Below are 19243 nucleotides of genomic sequence, written 5' to 3' on the forward strand. Positions count from 1 at the left end.
TGTTGCCGTCGATATCGCCGGCGTGTGACGTGCGGGCGCCATCGTCGGCCCGCCCCTGCTTCGACTCACGCGGGCGCGCCGGGGACATCGGTCGAATCATTCGACGTGCCGGCCGGGCGATCTATCCAGTGTGCCCATAGATCGGCCACGGCCTGACGCTCCGCTTCACGCCGGCTGCCCCGGTCGATCATGGCGCGCTGACCTTGCAAGGCGGCGGCATGCACCACGCGCCGGTAATCGCGATAGGCACGGGTCATCGTGCGGATATCCGCGTAACGGGCGCGCTGGGCCGACTCCATGGTCTCCAGAATACGGATGGCGTCGGTAAAGATGAGCAGTTCCGGACAATCGTGACCGTAGGCCAGAGCCGCGTACTGCGCCATGAATTCGATGTCGATGAGACCGCCCGGCATCTGCTTGACATCCCAACGCCGGTCGGTGGTCTCGTCCTTCACCCGGCGCATCCGTTGCCGCATCGAACGCACTTCGGCGGCCAGCCGGGCCGGATCGCGCTCGGTGGCCAGCAGTTCGCGGCGCAGGCCCGCAAAGCGCGCCCCCAGGCCGGGGGCACCGGCCACCGGCCGCGCCCGGACCAGCGCCTGGTGCTCCCAGGTCCAGGCCTGCTCGCGCTGGTAACGAGCGAATGCCTGGATATGCGTGACCATGAGCCCGGCGTTGCCCGAGGGCCGCAGCCGCATATCGATCTCGTAGGCCCGCCCGGCCGGGGTCGCGGTGGACAGGATATGAATCAGTCGCTGCGCCAGGCGGGTGAAAAAGACCTGATGCGTCAGCTCGCGCCGCCCGCCCTGTGTCGACGCTTCCGATGGGCTGTCGTAGACGAACACCAGATCGAGATCCGAGGTATAACCCAGCTCCAGCCCGCCGAGCTTGCCGTACGCGATCACCGCGAACGGCGCGCGCCGGCCGTCTTCCAGGCGCGGCTCACCGTAGCGATCGCTCATCTGGTCCCAGGCCATGCCGAGCGCGACCTCGAGCACGACCTCGGCCAGCGCGGTGAGATGATCGGAGACGATCATCAGCGGCATGGCGTTGGTGACGTCGGCCGCGGCGATGCGCAGCATGGCCTTCTGGGTGAACCGTCGCAGCGCGTTCATGCGCTGGTCCAGATCCAGCACATCGAATGCCGACAGATCGTCGGCCAGCTCGGCCTCCAGTTCGGACCGGCGCGGGGGATGGTAAAGCTGGCGCGGGTCGAGAAAAGAGTCGAGCAGCGCGGGCTGTTCGGCGATGCGCTGGGTGATCCATTCGCTGGCCCCGCACAACCGCATCAACGTCGACAGGGCCGCCGGGTACTCCACCAGCAAGGCGATGTAGTTGCTGCGCCCGACGATCTCGCTGATCACCGACAACGTCCGCAGCACCGAACGCTCGGGGTCGTCGGTGTTCGCCGACGCCGCGATCACTGCCGGAATCAGTTCGCCGAGCCAGCGCCGCCCGCGCGCCTCGAGAATGCGATACCGGCGCTGGTCCTGGAGATCCACAAGCGCCTGGCGTACCGCCGCGGTATCCTCGATGCCGTAGCGTTCGAGCAGATCGTCGGCCTCGGCCGCGGACAGCGTCTGCTGCCAGAGCGCTTCGAGCGCGGCATGCTCCCGATCGCTGGCGCCGGCTGTTTCCTTGGAATCGGGACTGGCGAAGACCTGCTCGAACAAGGCGTGGACCTCGCGCCGCACGCGTTCGGTTTCGGCGGCCAGGGTGTCGCCGTCGGCCATTGCCATGGCACGCGCCAGTCGATCGCGCTCGCCGGCATCCGCCGGAAATTCGTGCGTCTGGCGATCGTCCACCATCTGCAGCCGGTTTTCCAGCCGCCTCAGGAACACATAGCCGGCATCCAGCCGCTCGGCCGTTGCGGCCGCCAGATGGCCGCTCTCGGCCAGCCGGGCCAGCGTCGGGCGCAGCCGATTGTCCTGCAGCTCGGGCTCCTGGCCGCCCCGGACCAGCTGAAAGACCTGGGCCAGGAACTCGATCTCGCGAATGCCGCCGTAGCCGAGTTTCACGTCTGCCTGCGAGTCGCGCCGCGCCACCTGGCGATCGATCATCGCCTTCATCTCGCGGATCGACTCGAACGCGCCGTAGTCGAGATAGCGCCGATAAACGAACGGCCGCAGCGTCGCGATCAACCGCTGCCCGCCTTCGATGTCGCCCGCTACCGGCCGGGCCTTGATCCAGGCATAGCGCTCCCACTCGCGCCCATGCGCCTGGTAATACTGCTCCATCGCCCCGACCGAGCCGACCAGCGCGCCGGCGTCGCCGAACGGGCGCAATCGCGTGTCCACCCGATAGACAAACCCGTCCGCCGTCGTTTCGGACAACAGTTTGACCATGCGCTGGGCCACGCGCCGGAAGTAACCGGCCGCATCGAGATCGGCATCGATCTCGATGCCGCGCGACTCATCGAACGCGAGAATCAGATCGATATCGGAGGAAAAATTGAGTTCGCGCCCGCCGAGTTTTCCCATGCCGATCACGATGAGCCGGACCGCCCCGCCCTGCCGATTGCGCAGCGCGCCGAAACGCTCGGCGACTTCGGCCTCGGCCTGACGCAAGGCGTATTCGATACATTGGTCCGCCAGCGCGGACAGATCCGCGAGCACGCGGTCCAGGCCGTCGATTGCGGCCAGGTCCCGCCAGGCGATCGCCACCAGAAACGCATTGCGGGCCCCGCGCAACGCGGCGCCGGGGTCGACATCGCCGCACTCGCGGACCCAGCGCGCGACATCAATCTCGAGCGCTGTGGCCGAGTCGGCCATGGCCGCGACCACCCAATCCGGCGATGTTTCCAGGCAATGGCGATACCAGCGCGCCACGAAATCGCTCGCCGCGCATGGATCGATCGGGGCGTGTTGCGGCACGGCCAATGGCGCTTTTCCTCGGAACGGCGTGGTGGGCATGCCGTCGATTCTGTCTCATTCGGCGCGCCGAACTCCAGCCCGGCTCACCATCGACCGGGCCGGGTGACTCACGACCATGGCGCACGCCCCATGGATACCAGGGTATGGCCCGGGCCGAGCGGGGCGCCTTGTCCCGGCATAGCTCGACTGGTTTCGGGCGCCCATCGCCGGGGCGCCGCGTGCGGCGACAGTCGGGCCGGACGCGATCAAGGCCTATTCCCCCAAGCCCAAAAAAAAGCCCCGCACGGGGCGGGGCTCTTCAAGGCTCGCATCAGGCGAGACAGGCGACTACATCATGCCGCCCATACCGCCCATGCCACCCATGCCGCCCATGTCGGCACCACCCTTGTCGTCGTCCTCCGGGACGTCGGCCACGGTGGCCTCGGTGGTCAGCAACAGGCTGGCGATGGAGGCCGCGTTCTGCAGCGCGGTACGGCTGACCTTGGTCGGGTCGAGAATACCCATTTCGACCATGTCGCCGTATTCGCCGGTGGCCGCGTTGTAGCCGTAGTTGCCTTCGTGGGAAAGCACTTCGTTGACCACGACCGACGGCTCGCCGCCGCTGTTGAACACGATCTGGCGCAGCGGCTCTTCGACCGCACGACGCAGCAGACGGATGCCCGCGTCCTGGTCGTCGTTGGCGCCCTTGACGGCTTCGATGGCCTTGAGCGTACGCAGCAGGGCCACACCGCCACCGGGCACGATGCCTTCTTCGACCGCCGCACGGGTGGCGTGCAGGGCGTCTTCGACACGCGCCTTCTTCTCTTTCATCTCGACTTCGGTAGCGGCACCGACCTTGATCAGCGCCACGCCGCCGGCGAGCTTGGCCACGCGTTCCTGCAGCTTCTCCTTGTCGTAGTCCGAGGAGGAGTCCTCGATCTGCGCACGGATCTGTTTGATGCGGCCCTCGATGTCGTCGTTGGAACCCTTGCCATCGATGATGGTGGTGTTTTCCTTCGAGATCTGGACCTTGTTGGCCTCGCCGAGGTGATCCAGGGTGGCGTTTTCCAGGGTCATGCCGATGTCTTCGGAGATGACCTGGCCGCCGGTCAGGATCGCCATGTCTTCCAGCATCGCCTTGCGACGGTCACCGAAGCCGGGCGCCTTGACGGCGGCGACCTTCACGATGCCACGCATGTTGTTCACCACCAGCGTCGCCAGGGCTTCGCCCTCGACGTCTTCGGAGACGATCACCAGCGGGCGATTGGCCTTGGCCACGTTCTCCAGCAGCGGCAGCATGTCGCGGATGTTGGAGATCTTCTTGTCGAACAGCAGGATGTAGGGGTTATCCAGCTCGGCCGTCATCGTCTGGTTGTCGGTGACGAAGTACGGCGACAGGTAACCGCGATCGAACTGCATGCCCTCGACCACGTCGAGTTCGTTGAACAGGCTGGAGCCTTCTTCAACGGTGATCACGCCTTCCTTGCCGACCTTGTTCATCGCGTCGGCGATGATCTTGCCGATTTCCTCGTCGGAGTTGGCCGAGATCGAGCCGACCTGCGCGATCGCTTTTTCGTCGTCGCACGGCTTGGACAGCTTGGCCAGCTCGGCGACGGCCGCGTCGACGGCCTTGTCGATGCCGCGCTTGAGATCCATCGGGTTCATGCCCGCGGAAACGGCCTTCACACCTTCGCGCACGATGGCCTGGGCCAGAACCGTGGCGGTCGTGGTGCCGTCGCCGGCGACGTCGGAGGTCTTGGAAGCAACTTCCTTGACCATCTGCACGCCCATGTTCTCGAACTTGTCCTCAAGTTCGATTTCCTTGGCGACGGAGACGCCGTCCTTGGTAATCGTGGGCGCGCCGAAGCTCTTGTCGAGCACCACGTTGCGGCCCTTCGGACCCAACGTGACCTTCACCGCGTTGGCCAGGGTGTTGACACCGCGGACCAGACGCTGACGTGCGTCTTCGCCGAAACGTACTTCCTTAGCAGCCATTGCTCGTTATCCTTGATTCGTTGATTGGTGGTTGACTAATGGATGCGCCAAACGGGCTGTTAACCCAGCACCGCCAGGATGTCGTCCTCGCGCATCACGACGACTTCGTCGCCGTCGACCTTGATCTCGGTACCCGAGAACTTGCCGAACATCACCGTGTCGCCGACCTTGACTTCAGGCTTGCGGACTTCGCCGTTGTCCAGCGGCTTGCCATTCCCGACCGCGATCACTTCGCCGCGCTGCGGCTTCTCGGCCGCGGAATCGGGAATGACGATGCCCCCGGCCGTCTTCTGCTCTTCTTCGATCCGCTTGATTACGATGCGGTCATGTAGAGGACGGATATTCATGCCACCCTTCTCCTCGAAACTGTGAAGGTTGTTGATAAAAAGCCCGACGGCTCATTGCCGCCACCCAGACTGCCGATTGGCAATCTTGATCACCGCAATTGATGCGGCCTCGCGGCCCCCTTTCAAGAGCAGGCGCACAAATTTTTAACCCGCACCGCCGCCGATCCAAAAGTGAAACGTCATCTTGTCGGAATTGAACTGAGGCAGTATCGTGCGATACGAGTCAAGTCATGCCGAGTGTTCTCGGCGATCCCGGAGGTTCCATGGCCGAATCCACAATGCGTCGCGTCGCCATCGTCGGCAGCGCCCGGATCCCGTTCTGTCGTTCCAACACCGCGTATTCGCATCAGTCGAACCAGGACCTGCTGACGGCGGCCTTCAAGGCGCTGTCGGAGAAGTATCGCCTGGCCGGCGAGCTTATCGGCGAGGTCGCGGCCGGCGCGGTGCTCAAGCACTCGAGCGATTTCAACCTCACGCGCGAAGCGGTGCTCGGCACCGACCTGGATCCGCACACCCCGGCTTTCGACGTCCAGCAAGCCTGCGGCACCAGCCTGGAAACAACGATTCTGCTTGCCAACAAGATCGCCATGGGCCAGATCGAGTCCGGCATCGCCGGCGGCACCGACACCACGTCGGACGCCCCGATTGCGGTCAACGAGGCGCTGCGCAGGATTCTGCTCGATATCAATCGCGCGAAGTCCGGCGGTGAGCGAGCCAAGCTGCTCGCCAAACTTCGGCCACGTCATCTCGTACCGAACCTGCCGGGCGTGTCCGAGCCGCGCACCGGCATGTCGATGGGCGAGCACTGCGAGCTGATGGCCAAGGAATGGAAGATCTCGCGCCGCGCCCAGGACGAGTTGGCACTCGCCAGCCACAAGAATGCCGCGCAGGCGTATGTGGATGGCTTCTACGACGATCTGGTGTTCCCGTATCTGGGCGTGGAGCGCGACAACAACCTGCGCCCGGATTCGAGCATGGAGAAACTGTCCAAGCTACGGCCGTCGTTCGACAAGGCCAACGGCACGCTGACCGCCGGCAATTCCACACCGCTGACCGACGGCGCATCCAGCGTGCTGCTGGCGAGTGAAGACTGGGCCCGGGAACGCGCGCTGCCGATCCTGGCCTACTTCACGCCCTACGCGCGCACCGCCGCAGTCGACTACGTGGACGGCGGCGAAGGGCTGCTGATGGCGCCGACCTATGCCGTGCCCGAAATGCTCGACGCAGCGGGCCTGACGCTGCAGGACTTCGACTTCTACGAGATTCACGAAGCCTTCGCCGCCCAGGTGCTGTGCACGCTCAAGGCATGGGAGTCGAAGAAATACTGCAGCGAGCGTCTCGGCCGCGACGCGCCGCTGGGCTCGATCGATATGTCGAAACTCAACGTGAAGGGCTCCTCGCTCGGGCTGGGTCATCCGTTCGCGGCCACGGGCGGGCGCATCGTGGCCACCCTGGCCAAGATCCTGGACGAAGCCGGTTCGGGACGCGGGCTCATTTCCATCTGTGCCGCCGGCGGCCAGGGCGTGACCGCGATTCTGGAAAAACCGTAGTACCGCCCTGGACAGGGCACGGGCATCGGGCCGGCGGCGCTGGCCTGATGCCCGTTTTGTCTTTAGCCTTCCCGGCATCACCCAGCGCCTGATGCCCCTATGACCCGTCGTATTCGTCACCGCCGGCCGCGCGCGGCCGGAGTCCGCGCATGAGCGCGACACCGACACGCGGCGGCTGGGCCTCGCGCTTCGGCTTCATCATGGCGGCTGCCGGCTCGGCGATCGGGCTCGGCAATATCTGGAAGTTCCCGTACATGACCGCTTCGAACGGCGGCGGCGCCTTCCTCGTGGTCTATCTGGTCTGCGTGTTCGTATTCGGCATCTCGCTGCTGCTGGCCGAACTGGTATTCGGGCGCATGGCCAAGCGCAACCCGATCGGCGCGTTCCGGCGGCTGGCCGGCGGCGTCTGGCCGGCGGTGGGGGCGCTTGGCGTGGTCACCGCACTGGTCATCCTTTCGTTTTATGTCGTGGTCTCGGGCTGGGCCATCGCTTATTTCATTTATGCCATCCAGGGCACGCTCACGCAGTCGAGCGCCGGTCAGCTCAACGCCTTGTTCGGCCACCTGGTGTCGAGCCCGATCCTGCCGTTGATTTATGCGGTCATTTTCATGGCGTTGACCGGCGCCGTGGTGATCGGTGGCGTGGCCGGCGGCATCGAGCGCATGGCGAAACTGTTCATGCCGCTGCTGTTCGTGATTCTCATTCTGCTGATGCTGCGCTCACTCACTCTGCCCGGTGCTTCGCGCGGGCTCGTCTTTTTCCTGCATCCGGACTGGTCGGCGATCAACGGGCATCTGATCTCCGCCGCCCTCGGCCAGGCGTTTTTCACGCTCTCCCTCGGCGTGGGCGGCATGATCACCTACGGCTCTTACATGGCCGATACGCAGGATCTCGGGCGCGACGCGCTGTCGGTGGTCGCACTCAATACGCTGGTTTCGCTGCTGGCCGGCCTGATGGTGATTCCGGCGATGATGTCGGCCGGCCTCACGCCCGCTGCCGGCGGCCCGGGCACGACCTTCAAGGTGCTGCCGACGGTGTTCGCGGCCATGCCGGCCGGCAACCTGTTTGGCATCGGGTTTTTCTTTTTGCTCATCCTCGCCGCGCTCACGTCCTCGGTTTCGCTTCTCGAGCCGGCGGTGAGTTTTCTGGTCGACGAACACGGCATGAAGCGTGCCCACGCCACGCTGATCGGTGGCGGTGGCTGCCTGGCGCTGGCCGTGCCGGTGTCGCTGTCGTTTGGTATCTGGCACCACGTGCAACTATTCGGCCTGACGATTTTCGGGCTGATGGATTATCTGACCAGTAACCTCGCGCTGCCGATCGGCAGCCTGTTGACCGCGCTGTGCGTGGGCTGGGTGGTCGGCCGTCCCACGGTCGGCGAGTTAACCAATCACGGCCGGATCGCCGCGGACTGGGCGCCGGTATGGCTGTTTTTCATACGCTACATCGCACCGATCGGCATCGTCTGGATCTTGATCCAGGGCGTGTTCGGCCTCTGATGCCAAGCGTTGCATCTATAATCGATCACCCTGACGTATCGCCGAACCAGAGTCGATAGCGAGGATCAATAATGCGCCGCGATGAATCCACCCCGGTCGGTGTGCTGTTCACCAACCTGGGCAGCCCGGACGACACCTCGGTGTCGGCGGTACGCCGCTATCTGCGCGAGTTTCTCAGCGATCGCCGCGTGATCGATCTCAACCGGGCGCTTTGGCTGCCGATTCTGTACGGCATCATCCTGACGTTCCGGCCCCGGAAATCGGCCGAGGGCTATCGCTCGGTCTGGATGGACGAAGGCTCGCCGCTGATCGTGTACGCCCGGCGCCAGGCGGCCGGCATCCAGGCCCGCCTGGATGCGCAATTGTCGCGGCCGGTGCATGTGGCGCTGGGCATGCGCTACGGCAACCCCTCGATCGAGTCGGGCCTCGGGGAACTGCATGCCGTCGGCTGCCGGAAGATCCTGATCCTGCCGGCCTACCCGCAGTATTCCGCGACCACGGTCGCCACGACGTTCGACAAGGTCGGCGCCGTGCTCGAGAACTGGCCGGAGCCGCCGGCGCTGCGCCAGATCAATCGCTACCACGACGACCCGGGTTATATCGCCGCACTCGCGAACTCGGTGCGCGAACACTGGGCGCAACACGGCCGCGGCGACAGGCTGGTGATCTCGTTTCACGGCATCCCCAAGCGCTACGTGAAGCAGGGCGATCCCTACCCACGCGACTGTGGCGTCACCGCGCAGTTGCTGGCCACGGAACTCGGCCTGTCGCGCAACGAATACAAGGTCTGCTTCCAATCCCGTTTCGGCCGCGAACCCTGGCTCCAACCATATCTCGACAAAACCATGAAAGCCTGGGGGGCAGATCCGGCCATCAATACCGTGGATGTGATCTGCCCCGGCTTTTCGGCCGATTGTCTGGAAACACTGGAAGAAATCCGCGAGGAGAACCGCGGCTACTTCGAGCAGGCTGGCGGCGACGCGTTACGGTATATTCCCGCGCTCAACGATCGCGACGATCATATCGAAATGTTCGCGCGCCTTATTCGCGAAGAACTGGCCGGCTGGGTCTGACCGGCGCGGCGCCGAACTACGGAGCACGCTATGCACTGGCTCGCCACTTTTGGTCTGAACTACGGGCTGTTCCTCGCCAAGACAGCAACGCTGGTGGCCGCCGTCGTCATTGTGGCGATCGTGCTGACCTCGAGCGCGATCAGCCTGCGCCGCGAGAAAAACCGCCGGCTTCGGGTCGAGCGTGTCAACGACCACTTGGAGCACATGGCCGATACGCTCTCGGACGCCCTGCTCAACGATGCCGAGAAGAAAGCGCGCGCCAAACAGCGCAAGAAGGAAAGCAAACAGAAAGCCAAGGCCGAGAAGCTTGGCAAGAAACACCCGCCGCAACGCCTGTTTGTGCTCGACTTCGACGGCGATATCCGCGCCTCGGCGGTCGAGGGACTGCGTGAATCGATCAACGCCCTGCTCCAGGTCGCCGAATCCGACGACGAAGTATTGCTACGACTCGAATCCGGCGGCGGCATGGTCCACAGCTATGGTCTTGCCGCCTCGCAACTGGCGCGCCTGCGCGATGCCGGTATCCGGCTGACAATCTCGGTCGATCGCGTCGCGGCCAGCGGTGGCTACATGATGGCCTGCGTCGGCGATCGCATCGTCGCCGCACCCTTCGCCATCATCGGGTCGATCGGCGTCGTGGCTCAGTTGCCGAACTTCCATCGCTGGTTGTCCGACAAACACATCGATTTCGAGATGCACACCGCCGGCGATTACAAGCGCACGCTGACCGTGTTCGGCGAGAACACCGAAGCCGGCCGCGAAAAATTTCGCGAGGAACTGGAAGACACGCACGGCCTGTTCAAGGCGTTCGTGGCCGAACATCGCCCCGGTCTGGATATCGACGCGGTGGCCACCGGCGAGCACTGGTACGCCCGCCAGACGCTGGACAAACGGCTGGTCGACGAAATCGCCACCAGCGACGCGGTCATGCTCGCCGCTGCCCGCGACGGGCGTGACGTGTTCACGATTGCCGTGCACGCGCCCCAGGGGCTGATCGCCCGCCTGACCGGTCAGGCCAGTCGAGTGCTGGCGAGGGCCCTGCACGAACAAGGCCTGATTCGGGCCGAAATCGGGCGCCGGACGCATTGATTTGGGCCGGTTATGAAACTCCCCGGCATCTCGACGGTCACAGGGCTGGGGACGTAGCCGGCACGGCCGGTCGTTTGGTGACACCGACGAGTAAGGACCTATGACACAACTCGCATCTCTGCGCTATCGCGCCTTCTTTCTCCTGCTCCTGGCGCTGCTGGGCACGAGCGCTCAGGCGTCCATTCCCAGCGGCATGCTGTCCGGTGACGACCCGTCGCTGGCGCCGATGCTCCACAACACGTTGCCGGCCGTGGTCAACGTGGTGGTGACCGGCAAGGCGCAGCAGACGCCGAACAACCCGCTGTTCAACGATCCATTCTTCCGGCAGTTCTTCAACGCGCCGCAACAACAACAGCAGATGCAACACCCGACCGCCATCGGTTCGGGGGTGATCGTCAACGCGGACAAGGGCTATATCGTGACCAACAATCACGTTGTCCGTAACGCGCAGAAGATCGAGGTCCGGCTGCGGGACAATCGGCAGTTCAAGGCCAAGATCGTGGGCACGGACCCGGCCACCGACCTGGCGGTGATCCAGATCAAGGCCAAGAATCTCACCCAGCTCAAGCTCGCCGACTCCGACAAGCTGCAGGTCGGCGATTTCGTGGTCGCCGTGGGCAACCCGTTCGGCCTGCGTCAGACCGTGACCTCGGGCATCGTATCCGGCCTGGGCCGCCACATCGGCAACCCCGAGGACGGACAGGGCAGCCGCTATCAGAACTTCATTCAGACCGATGCGTCGATCAACCCCGGCAACTCGGGCGGCGCGCTGCTCAACCTCAAGGGCCAGCTGGTCGGCATCAACAGCGAGATCCTGTCGCAGTCGGGTGGCAACATCGGTATCGGCTTCGCCATTCCGTCGAACCTGGTCAAGACCGTTTACCACCAGCTGGTCAAATACGGCAAGGTCAAGCGCGGCATGCTCGGCGTGGTCGGCCAGAACCTGACACCGGCCCTGGCCAAGGCCTTTGGCTTGAACATCGACCAGGGCGTGGTGATCGCGCAGGTCATGCCCGATTCCCCGGCCGCCAAGGCGGGCATCAAGCAGCGTGATGTAATCACCGCCGTCAATGGCAAGGAGATCGACAACTTCTCCGACCTGCAGAACGCCATCGGCCTGCGTTCGCCGGGTGACAAGGTGACCATCGACCTGCTGCGCGACGGCAAGAAGATGCAGGTGCACGCCACACTGGCCAAGGCCTCCGCGCTGACCGGCGCGGGCAACGCCACTACCGGCGGTTCGCTGAACAGGAATCTGGCCGGCGCCCAGTTCGGCCCATTGACCGACAACAACCCGCTGTCGGGCCAGGTGCAGGGCGTGGTGGTCACCCACGTGCAGGCCGGCAGTCCCGCGGCCCAGGCGGGTCTCCAGCCGGGCGACGTGATCACGTCGGTCAACCGGCATCAGATCAGCAGCGTCTCCCAGCTGCACAAGCTGGCCGGCCCGGATACCAAGCAGCTGCTGCTGCATATCCGCCGCGGCCAGGGCGCGCTGTTCCTGTTGATACAGTAGACTGCCGCAACCGGCGCCGTTGGCGCCGACCGCGAAAAGCCCGGCTTCGGCCGGGCTTTTTGTTGCGTATCATCCGGAAGGTGCCGATTTGCCGTCGTTTTGTCTGCCTCGATCGCGTCGTTATACTCGAACGCGTTGCAGGAGCCTGTCATGAGCCAGTTCGATCTCGCCGACTTCGAAGCGCAAGTCCATGCCCTGCTGGCCGCCTATCATCGTCTGCAGGCGGACTACGACGCCCTGCAGACGGCCCACGAAGCCGAGACTCAGCGCAATCGCGAGATTCGAGAGCGTTTGAATGGGGTGATCGAACGCATCCGGGCGCTCGAGGCCGAAGCCGGCAATGTGTAACCGCCGGCCGCGAGCACGGCCCATCGCCGGGCTTGGCGTCGGCTCACCGGCGTCACGGGATGCAAATGCACGCGATAACGGGTTTAATCGGAGAGCGACAACCTCTGAGTCCCCGATGGGGGCGTGACACATGGCACGGGCGGACATCATGGGTAGCGACAAGACACAGACCGCGCTGACGGTGCGTATTCTCGGGCGCGACTACTCGGTCACCTGCCCCGAAGGCGAACGCGAAGCGCTGCTGCGCTCGGCCGAACACCTGTCCAAGCGCATGAGCGCGATCCAGCGTCAGGGCAAGACCCTGGGCTCGGAGCGGATCGCCATCATGGCCGCACTCAACATCGCGCGCGACCTGCTGGACCTGCAGCGCCAGGTCGAGCGACGCGACGCGGGCCTTGCCGATAGCGACGAGGAAATGACGGAGCGCCTGTCGCAGCTCCAGCTGCGGATTGAGTCGGCACTCGATTCCTCGGGGTGACAGCCTGATCGGTCGTGCGTTTGTCACGGCCCCGGGCCGGGGGTACCATGTACCTACCGGCATTCCTGCGGTGTTCGACGGTCTCCCGGTTCCCCTTGAGCCTAATTACCTAACCAGGGGTGGGAACCGGCGCAGGTGAGTATGCCCGCCTTGCTGCGGGAAACCTAATGCGTCGCGGAACGCCCCACTTGAGCGCTTGTCTCAAGGATAGTGGACGACTGACGGCACGCGCGGGAATGTCGGTCCCTCTTGTTCGCTCGCCTGCCCATGGCCCGAATCGCCGATCAGCGCAAGACCGCTCTATCCGCCCGCCGGAGATTGAGCGCCGTTGACCGTCAACGCGCCTCGCGTGCGGCCTGCCGGCGGCTGGCCCGTCTGCCGGCCGTGCAGCGCGCGCGCCGGATCGGCCTGTACTGGCCGCTGGCCAGCGAGATCGACCCCCGCCCCCTGATCCCCCTGCTCGGCCGGTCGCCGCGGGTAATCTGCTACCCGCGCGTGGTCGGCGGTGTCCTGCGGTTCGTGCCGATACGCCCGGCGCGAGCCTGGCGTCGCTCCGAGCTCGGCGTCTACGAGCCCGGCGGCTGGAGCCGCCCCGTCAACGCGCTCGACTTGCTGGTCATGCCGCTGGCCGGTTTCGATGCCGACGCCCATCGCATCGGTCTCGGCGGCGGCTTCTACGATCGCACGCTGGCCCCGGTCAGGGATCGGGCCTATCGCAGCCCGACGCGCATCGGCCTCGCCTTCGAATGCCAGCGGCTCGACGCCGTCGAACCCCAGCCATGGGATGTCGAACTGGCCGCCGTGGTGACCGAAAGCCGCGTGTATCGCAGCCGTCTGTAACGGTCGCCGGCACGGCATGTACAAGGCCACCAGGCCTCGACTGAATGGTGCCGCCCCCCAACCGGCATCGCCGGCTCTCGCATGGCATGCGGACAAACCCTAGAATCGATCGACCCGCACGCACGATAAGGAGACACATGCGCTACTGGTTGATGAAATCCGAACCGGACGAATTCAGCATCGAGGACCTGAAGAACCGTCCCCGGCAGACCGAAGGCTGGGACGGCGTACGCAATTATCAGGCGCGCAACTTCATGCGCGACGACATGCGCGAGGGCGACCTGGCTTTTTTCTATCACTCGAACACGAAGGTGCCCGGGGTTGTCGGCATCATGCGCATCTCGCGCGAAGGCTATCCGGACGAGACCGCCTTCGACCCGAAGGATCCGCATTACGACCCGAAATCCGATCCGGACAAGCCGCGCTGGTACCGAGTGGACGTCACCTACGAGCGCGAGCTGGAGCGTGTAATTCCACTGTCCGAAATCAAGGACCACGCCGACGAACTCGACGGCCTGCCGCTGGTGCGTAAAGGCAACCGGCTGTCGGTGATGCCGATCGACAAGAAACACTGGGACTTCATTCTCGGCATGGAGCATGCCGGCGAGGAATAGGCAGCCCGAAGCCGCGTCGTATGCCAAAGGGGGTGCCGGGCGCACACGGATTCACGTACGCGACTGGCGTATGGCACTGCAGTGACGGAGGTCGGATTAGGTGCTTGCACCGTAATCCGACAGCCGAGCCTCGGAACTCGCCGATTGAGCGTCGGATTACGCGCTGCGCGCTAATCCGACCTACCGGCAAGGCATTGTTTTTAAATTCGTTAGGCGGAATAAGGGGTTGTCTACCTCCTCTTTTGAGCAAGCAAAAGAAGGGACTCGCACGGCATTGCGAAACCAGAGCCCAACTCACCTCGTGGTTCAATATTTTGGCTGCCGAAACCGCCCGTTCGCGCTTGGAAAACTCGCGGGTTCGATGCAATTCGGCGCGTCGCGGTACCCCGTGTTGGATGTCGGCGCCGACAAACGACTACATCCGCTACGGGCGCCCCATCACCTCATCGATCCGCGCCGTAACCGCCGCCACCGGAATCAACCCCATCACCCCGGCATCGTCCTCGATCCGTGTGCCCCACTTCACCGCATCCGGCGTGCTGTTGCGATAGTGCGACGCGGCCTCGGCGAAGTAGTCCACGCACAGGTCGCGCGACCGGTACGCACCGCTGCGACGCGGATCGGTCGCGGCATGCAGACTGATGGTGGCGATGTCGGTGGCATTCGCCATATGCGCCGGCCCGGAATCGGGGGTCAGCAGGATTCGACCGTGCTCGAACAGTGCCAGCAGTTGCTTGAGATTGGTTTGCCCGATGAGATCGGTCGCCGGCTCGCGCATGGCGCCCCGGATCGCCTCACCCGCGGCGCGTTCGGCCCGGCTCGGCCCGCCCACCAGCACGCAACGCATTCCGTGAGCCCGTATCGCATGATCGGCCGCCGCGGCATAGCGCTCGGCCGCCCAGTTGCGCATTGCATGGCTCGAACACGGACTGATGAACAGGATCGGGCGCGGGTCGCGCGCCGCATACAGCAAAGCGCCGGCATGCGCGCGGTCGACATCGGCGATCGGCACCCGCCAGTCGAACACGGGTTGCGCGGCGCCGATGGCCGCAGCAAAGCCCAGAAAGCCATCCACCACATGGCGGCTGGCCACCGGCGGAATACGTTCGTGCACGAATAGACGCTGCCCGTCCCGCGACCGGCGTCTGTCGAAGCCGATACGACGCTTGGCGGATATCAGGCGGCTGACGCGGTTGGCGCGCCAACTCGCGTGCATGTTCAGCAGCGCATCAAAGCGGCGACCGGCCAATTGACGCTTGAGCGCGACGATCGCCGAGCGCCCGCCGCGCTTGTCGTAGACCAGGCACTCGACGCCCGGCAGATCGGCCACCAGCTTCGCCTCGGTCCGGTTGATCACCCAGCCGATCTCGATGTCGGGACGGGCCGCTTGCAGCGTATGCACCACCGGCACAACGTTGGCGCAGTCACCGAGCGCGGACAGCCGCAGGATACAGACGCGGCGCGGCACCTGCGCTGGCAGAGTTCGGTCGGACATGATCAGTCGCCGACTTCTTCCTTGTGCGTGTCTGCCGCGTCCGCGTGCGACGGCGGCTTGTCCGCTTCGTGCTCGGCCTCGATGAAGATGCGTTTCACCGTGGGGCACTCGGTCTTGATCCGGCGGTCCATGTCGGCGATGGCGTTCTGAAGCGCTTCCCCGGACAGGCCCGGCTTGAAGCGCAGGCTGATATTGGCGAGCACATATTCCGGCCCGATATGCATGGTCGGCACTTCGTTGACCCGGGCCACCGCCGGATGGCGGCTCGCGATGTCCTCGATCTGCTGCACCACGTACTGGTTGGCGGACTCGCCGATCAACAAGCCCTTGGTCTCGACCGCCAGCCACACCGAGGAAAACGCGAGGATGCCGCCGATACCGATCGAGGCAAGGCCATCGAAGATTTCGATCCCGGTAAACTGCACCAGCGCCAGCCCCGCGCCGGCCAGCAGCAGGCCCGCAATCGCCGCCGTATCCTCGAACAACACCAGGAACTTGTTCGGATCCTTGCCGCGACGAACCGCCTCGAGCACGCCCCAGCTGCCCTTCACGCGCCGGAACTCCTTGGCCGCGATCGACCAGCTCGTGCCCTCGAACAGCACGGCCAGACCCAGCACGCCGTAGTTGATCAGCGGATGATCGATCGCATGCGGATGCATGACCTTCTCGATGCCTTCATAGATCGAGATGCCCGCGCCGAGCGTGAACAGCAACACCGCGACCATGAAGCTCCAGAAATAGATCTCCTTGCCATAGCCGAACGGATACTTGGCGTCGGGCGGCTTCTTCGCCCGCCTCATCCCGTAGAGCATCAGCGCCTGGTTGCCGGTATCGATGACCGAGTGAATGCCCTCGGCCAGCATCGCCGTACTGCCGCTGAAGATCGAGGCGATGAACTTGCTGATCGCGATCAGCAAGTTCCCGGTCAGGGCGGCCAGCACAACCGTCTTCGAATTGGATTCCGACATCGATCCGTCTCGGCGAGCGTCTCAACCGGCCTGCAGAAACCGTTGATAGACCGGGTTGTCGGTTTCCTCGGCGTAATCGTAGCCGATGGCATCGAGCGCGGCACGACAGTCGGCCCGCTCATCGGGCGCGACCTGAATCCCCAACAGTACCAGGCCGTGCGCATGCCCATGGTTGCGATAATGGAACAACGAGATGTTCCAGCGATCGCCCATCGCCTCGAGAAAGCGCAGCAGTGCGCCCGGGCGCTCCGGGAACTCCACCCGGAACAACACTTCCGAGCCGGCGCCGGCTGCGCGCCCGCCGACCATGTGCCGCACATGCAGCTTGGCCATTTCGTTGCGCGACATATCGAGCACGTCGTAGCCGGCGCCTCGGAGCGTATCGATCAGGGCATCGCGTTCGGCGATACCGTTGCTGAGCTTGATGCCGGCAAAGATCTGGGCGCGTGTGTCGTCGGCGTAGCGATAACCGAACTCGGTGATCGAGCGATCGCCGACGGTACGGCAGAACTGCAGGAATGCGCCCGGCCGTTCGGGCATGGTAACCGCCAGCAGCGCTTCCCGCTGCTCACCGAGCTCGGCGCGCTCGGCGATATACGACAGCCGGTCGAAATTGACGTTGGCCCCCGAGGTGATGGCGACCAGATCCTCGTTCTCGATCCCGGTCTCGGCCGCGTATTTCTTCGCCCCGGCCACCGCCAGCACGCCCGCCGGCTCGGTCAGTGCACGCGTGTCCTCGTAGACGTCGCGGATGGCCGCGCACATCTCGTCGATGGACACGGTCATCATCGCGTCCACGTGCCGCTGGCAGACGCGGAATGTTTCCTCGCCCACCTTTTTCACCGCGACGCCGTCGGCGAACAGCCCGACCTCGTCGAGCGTCACACGCTCGCCGGCGGCCAGCGACGCGCCCATGCTGGCGGCATCCTCCGGTTCGACGCCGATCACACGAATGTCCGGGCGCACGCTCTTGATGTAGGCCGCCACGCCGGCCAGCATGCCACCGCCGCCGACGCAGACGAACACGGCATGAATCGGCTGCGGGTGCTGGCGCACGATCTCCATGCCGATGGTGCCCTGCCCGGCGATCACATAGGGATCGTCGTAGGGATGGATATAGACCAGGCCGTCGCGTTCCATGATCTCGGCGGCATGGGCCGCGGCTTCGTCATAGCCGTCGCCGTGCAGCACAATCTCGCCGCCGAAGCCGGCCACCGCGCTCACCTTGATCTGCGGTGTGGTCCGGGGCATGACAATCACCGCGCGAATACCGAGATTGCGCCCGGCCAGCGCCACGCCCTGGGCATGGTTGCCCGCCGAGGCACAGATCACGCCGCGCGCCTTCTCTTCTTCGGTCAGATGCGAGATCTTGTTGTAAGCGCCCCGCAGCTTGAACGAATGCACCGGCTGCAGATCCTCGCGCTTCAAGAACAGCCGGTTGCCGATGCGCTGACTCAGTTGCGCGGCTTCCACCAGCGGCGTCTCGATCGCCACGTCGTAGACCCGCGCCGCATTGATTCGCTTGAGATATTCGGCGTCGCCGACATCGACGGCCGGGGCCGAACCGCCGAGGGCGGTCTGTTTGAGGCTGCTGTTCATGGCGCACACGGCTTGGAAAAACGCCTCATGCTAAACCTTTGGCGCGGCCGCGACCACGATCGGCCTTGTCCGAGCAGGGCGATCGCGCATAAATCAGGCGACCAACGCCAGTACCTTGCCCCGATAGTTCTCGTCTCGGCCGCTCTTGTGGCGTTTGCCCCCGATGCGGCGTTGTCGGGCGCAACAGGTTAGAGAGTCAAATAGCATAGCGCCGCGGCGCCGCACCGAACGATTCGGCATCGGCGGGCCGCGAATTGACATAGCAACGGCGTTCGGCGCTGAGCTCGCCGTTGATTTCGCGTTCGCATTCAGCCGTCAAGCGCGCCGGCGATTCAATAAGGCTCTTGATTATGTGCGGCACGCAGCGGGCTGAATAAGCCAGGGCATTTTGTCCGCAGATGCACGCGAATAAATGCAAATACGAAGCAAGATCAATGCGTTGCTGCTTCAGGCGCGCGAGCGCTCGCGTTGCCAAGCCTTCTGAAGGTACGTTATACGTCATCAAGAACGCTCTTGATGTTGATGGGTCGGGTCTTCCTGCCTTTCCCGCCTTAAAACACGCCGATCGTCCAGCCGGATTGGGTGCTGTTCCCTGTGTTGGTCTCGAGATCGGCAAGCGCCGATCGCCGGGCGATGATATCCCGGATATCGATGCAACAGCACACAGCCAATCAGGGGCGTCGGCGTGGGCCGGTGAGTGTACGACAAGCCCGCGCTCGATGAGAAAACGGTACTCTCTATCCGAGACGGACGCGCGACTCGGCTTGGAGACGATCAGCGCTTCGTTATTAACCCGGCACAAAATAGATGATTCTTCGGGCCTGTTGCCGTTTCGTACACGTGCCGCGTTGGAGACCGCAAATTCGTCCAGACAAGGCGCGCGTCGCCGGTCGTGGCGTGCCACGATCAAGACGCGCAACGTCGTATTGGCGCCCTGGTTGATTTTATGGGCGGCCCAACCCGAAGGGACAAGCGCTGTTTTG

The 19243-nt window shown here is 64.5% G+C and carries 16 protein-coding genes and 1 other RNA gene; 10 read left to right on the plus strand and 7 right to left on the minus strand.

The genetic code is table 11. From position 1 onward, the window contains the following. Positions 1-65: 65 nt before the first annotated feature. The 3 genes from glnE to groES all read right to left on the minus strand — a co-directional run bounded on the left by glnE (position 66) and on the right by groES (position 5194). A complete protein-coding gene (glnE, locus tag ACS8Y6_RS14745; protein ID WP_440849713.1) occupies positions 66-2873 on the minus strand; it encodes a bifunctional [glutamate--ammonia ligase]-adenylyl-L-tyrosine phosphorylase/[glutamate--ammonia-ligase] adenylyltransferase in 2808 nt (935 codons plus the stop codon). A gap of 327 nt (positions 2874-3200) precedes the next feature. Next, complete coding sequence (gene groL, locus ACS8Y6_RS14750) at positions 3201-4847, minus strand: chaperonin GroEL (protein ID WP_440849661.1); 1647 nt, start codon at positions 4845-4847, stop codon at positions 3201-3203. 59 nt (positions 4848-4906) lie between these two features. Then, entirely contained in the window at positions 4907-5194 is a 288-nt protein-coding gene (gene groES / locus ACS8Y6_RS14755) for a co-chaperone GroES (RefSeq protein WP_440849660.1), read from the minus strand. 263 nt (positions 5195-5457) lie between these two features. Here groES and ACS8Y6_RS14760 point away from each other — a divergent pair, with 263 nt between their 5' ends. From ACS8Y6_RS14760 to ACS8Y6_RS14805, 10 genes are all read left to right on the plus strand, one after another. Further along, the gene (locus ACS8Y6_RS14760; RefSeq protein WP_440849659.1) at positions 5458-6744 is read left to right on the plus strand and encodes an acetyl-CoA C-acetyltransferase; all 1287 of its coding nucleotides are present in this window, start codon (positions 5458-5460) and stop codon (positions 6742-6744) included. 149 nt (positions 6745-6893) lie between these two features. Continuing rightward, on the plus strand, positions 6894-8243 hold the full coding sequence (locus ACS8Y6_RS14765) for a sodium-dependent transporter (protein WP_440849658.1): 1350 nt from the start codon (positions 6894-6896) through the stop codon (positions 8241-8243). Between the two features lie 71 nt (positions 8244-8314). Next, entirely contained in the window at positions 8315-9316 is a 1002-nt protein-coding gene (hemH, locus tag ACS8Y6_RS14770; RefSeq protein WP_440849657.1) for a ferrochelatase, read from the plus strand. 30 nt (positions 9317-9346) lie between these two features. Then, the gene (gene sohB, locus ACS8Y6_RS14775) at positions 9347-10405 is read left to right on the plus strand and encodes a protease SohB (protein WP_440849656.1); all 1059 of its coding nucleotides are present in this window, start codon (positions 9347-9349) and stop codon (positions 10403-10405) included. A gap of 100 nt (positions 10406-10505) precedes the next feature. After that, positions 10506-11918: a DegQ family serine endoprotease gene (locus ACS8Y6_RS14780; RefSeq protein ID WP_440849655.1), complete on the plus strand. Its 1413-nt coding sequence runs from the start codon at positions 10506-10508 to the stop codon at positions 11916-11918. A gap of 150 nt (positions 11919-12068) precedes the next feature. After that, positions 12069-12266, plus strand: a complete 198-nt coding sequence (locus ACS8Y6_RS14785) for a hypothetical protein (RefSeq protein WP_440849654.1) — start codon at positions 12069-12071, stop codon at positions 12264-12266. Between the two features lie 130 nt (positions 12267-12396). Continuing rightward, positions 12397-12744 carry a cell division protein ZapA gene (locus tag ACS8Y6_RS14790; protein ID WP_440849653.1) on the plus strand — a complete coding sequence of 116 codons (348 nt, stop codon included), beginning with the start codon at positions 12397-12399 and terminating at the stop codon, positions 12742-12744. 59 nt (positions 12745-12803) lie between these two features. Continuing rightward, positions 12804-12985, plus strand: a non-coding RNA gene (gene ssrS, locus ACS8Y6_RS14795) — 6S RNA. Positions 12986-13011: 26 nt separating this feature from the next. After that, positions 13012-13584 (plus strand): 5-formyltetrahydrofolate cyclo-ligase, encoded by a 573-nt coding sequence (locus ACS8Y6_RS14800; RefSeq protein WP_440849652.1) that lies wholly within the window; start codon positions 13012-13014, stop codon positions 13582-13584. A 137-nt stretch (positions 13585-13721) separates the two neighbouring features. Then, a complete protein-coding gene (locus ACS8Y6_RS14805; protein ID WP_440849651.1) occupies positions 13722-14198 on the plus strand; it encodes an EVE domain-containing protein in 477 nt (158 codons plus the stop codon). Positions 14199-14622: 424 nt separating this feature from the next. Here the strand turns inward: ACS8Y6_RS14805 and ACS8Y6_RS14810 are convergent, their stop codons facing one another. The 4 genes from ACS8Y6_RS14810 to ACS8Y6_RS14825 form a co-directional block, all read right to left on the minus strand. Then, positions 14623-15693: a glycosyltransferase family 9 protein gene (locus ACS8Y6_RS14810; RefSeq protein ID WP_440855878.1), complete on the minus strand. Its 1071-nt coding sequence runs from the start codon at positions 15691-15693 to the stop codon at positions 14623-14625. 2 nt (positions 15694-15695) lie between these two features. Continuing rightward, positions 15696-16661, minus strand: a complete 966-nt coding sequence (locus tag ACS8Y6_RS14815; RefSeq protein WP_440849649.1) for a cation diffusion facilitator family transporter — start codon at positions 16659-16661, stop codon at positions 15696-15698. 21 nt (positions 16662-16682) lie between these two features. Then, on the minus strand, positions 16683-18260 hold the full coding sequence (ilvA, locus tag ACS8Y6_RS14820; protein WP_440849648.1) for a threonine ammonia-lyase, biosynthetic: 1578 nt from the start codon (positions 18258-18260) through the stop codon (positions 16683-16685). Between the two features lie 196 nt (positions 18261-18456). After that, positions 18457-19243, minus strand: a 787-nt coding sequence (locus ACS8Y6_RS14825) for a hypothetical protein (protein WP_440855879.1), incomplete at its 5' end; no start/stop codon positions are given.

The sequence above is a fragment of the Salinisphaera sp. RV14 genome (genome assembly GCF_052044135.1).
GTDB lineage: Bacteria > Pseudomonadota > Gammaproteobacteria > Nevskiales > Salinisphaeraceae > Salinisphaera.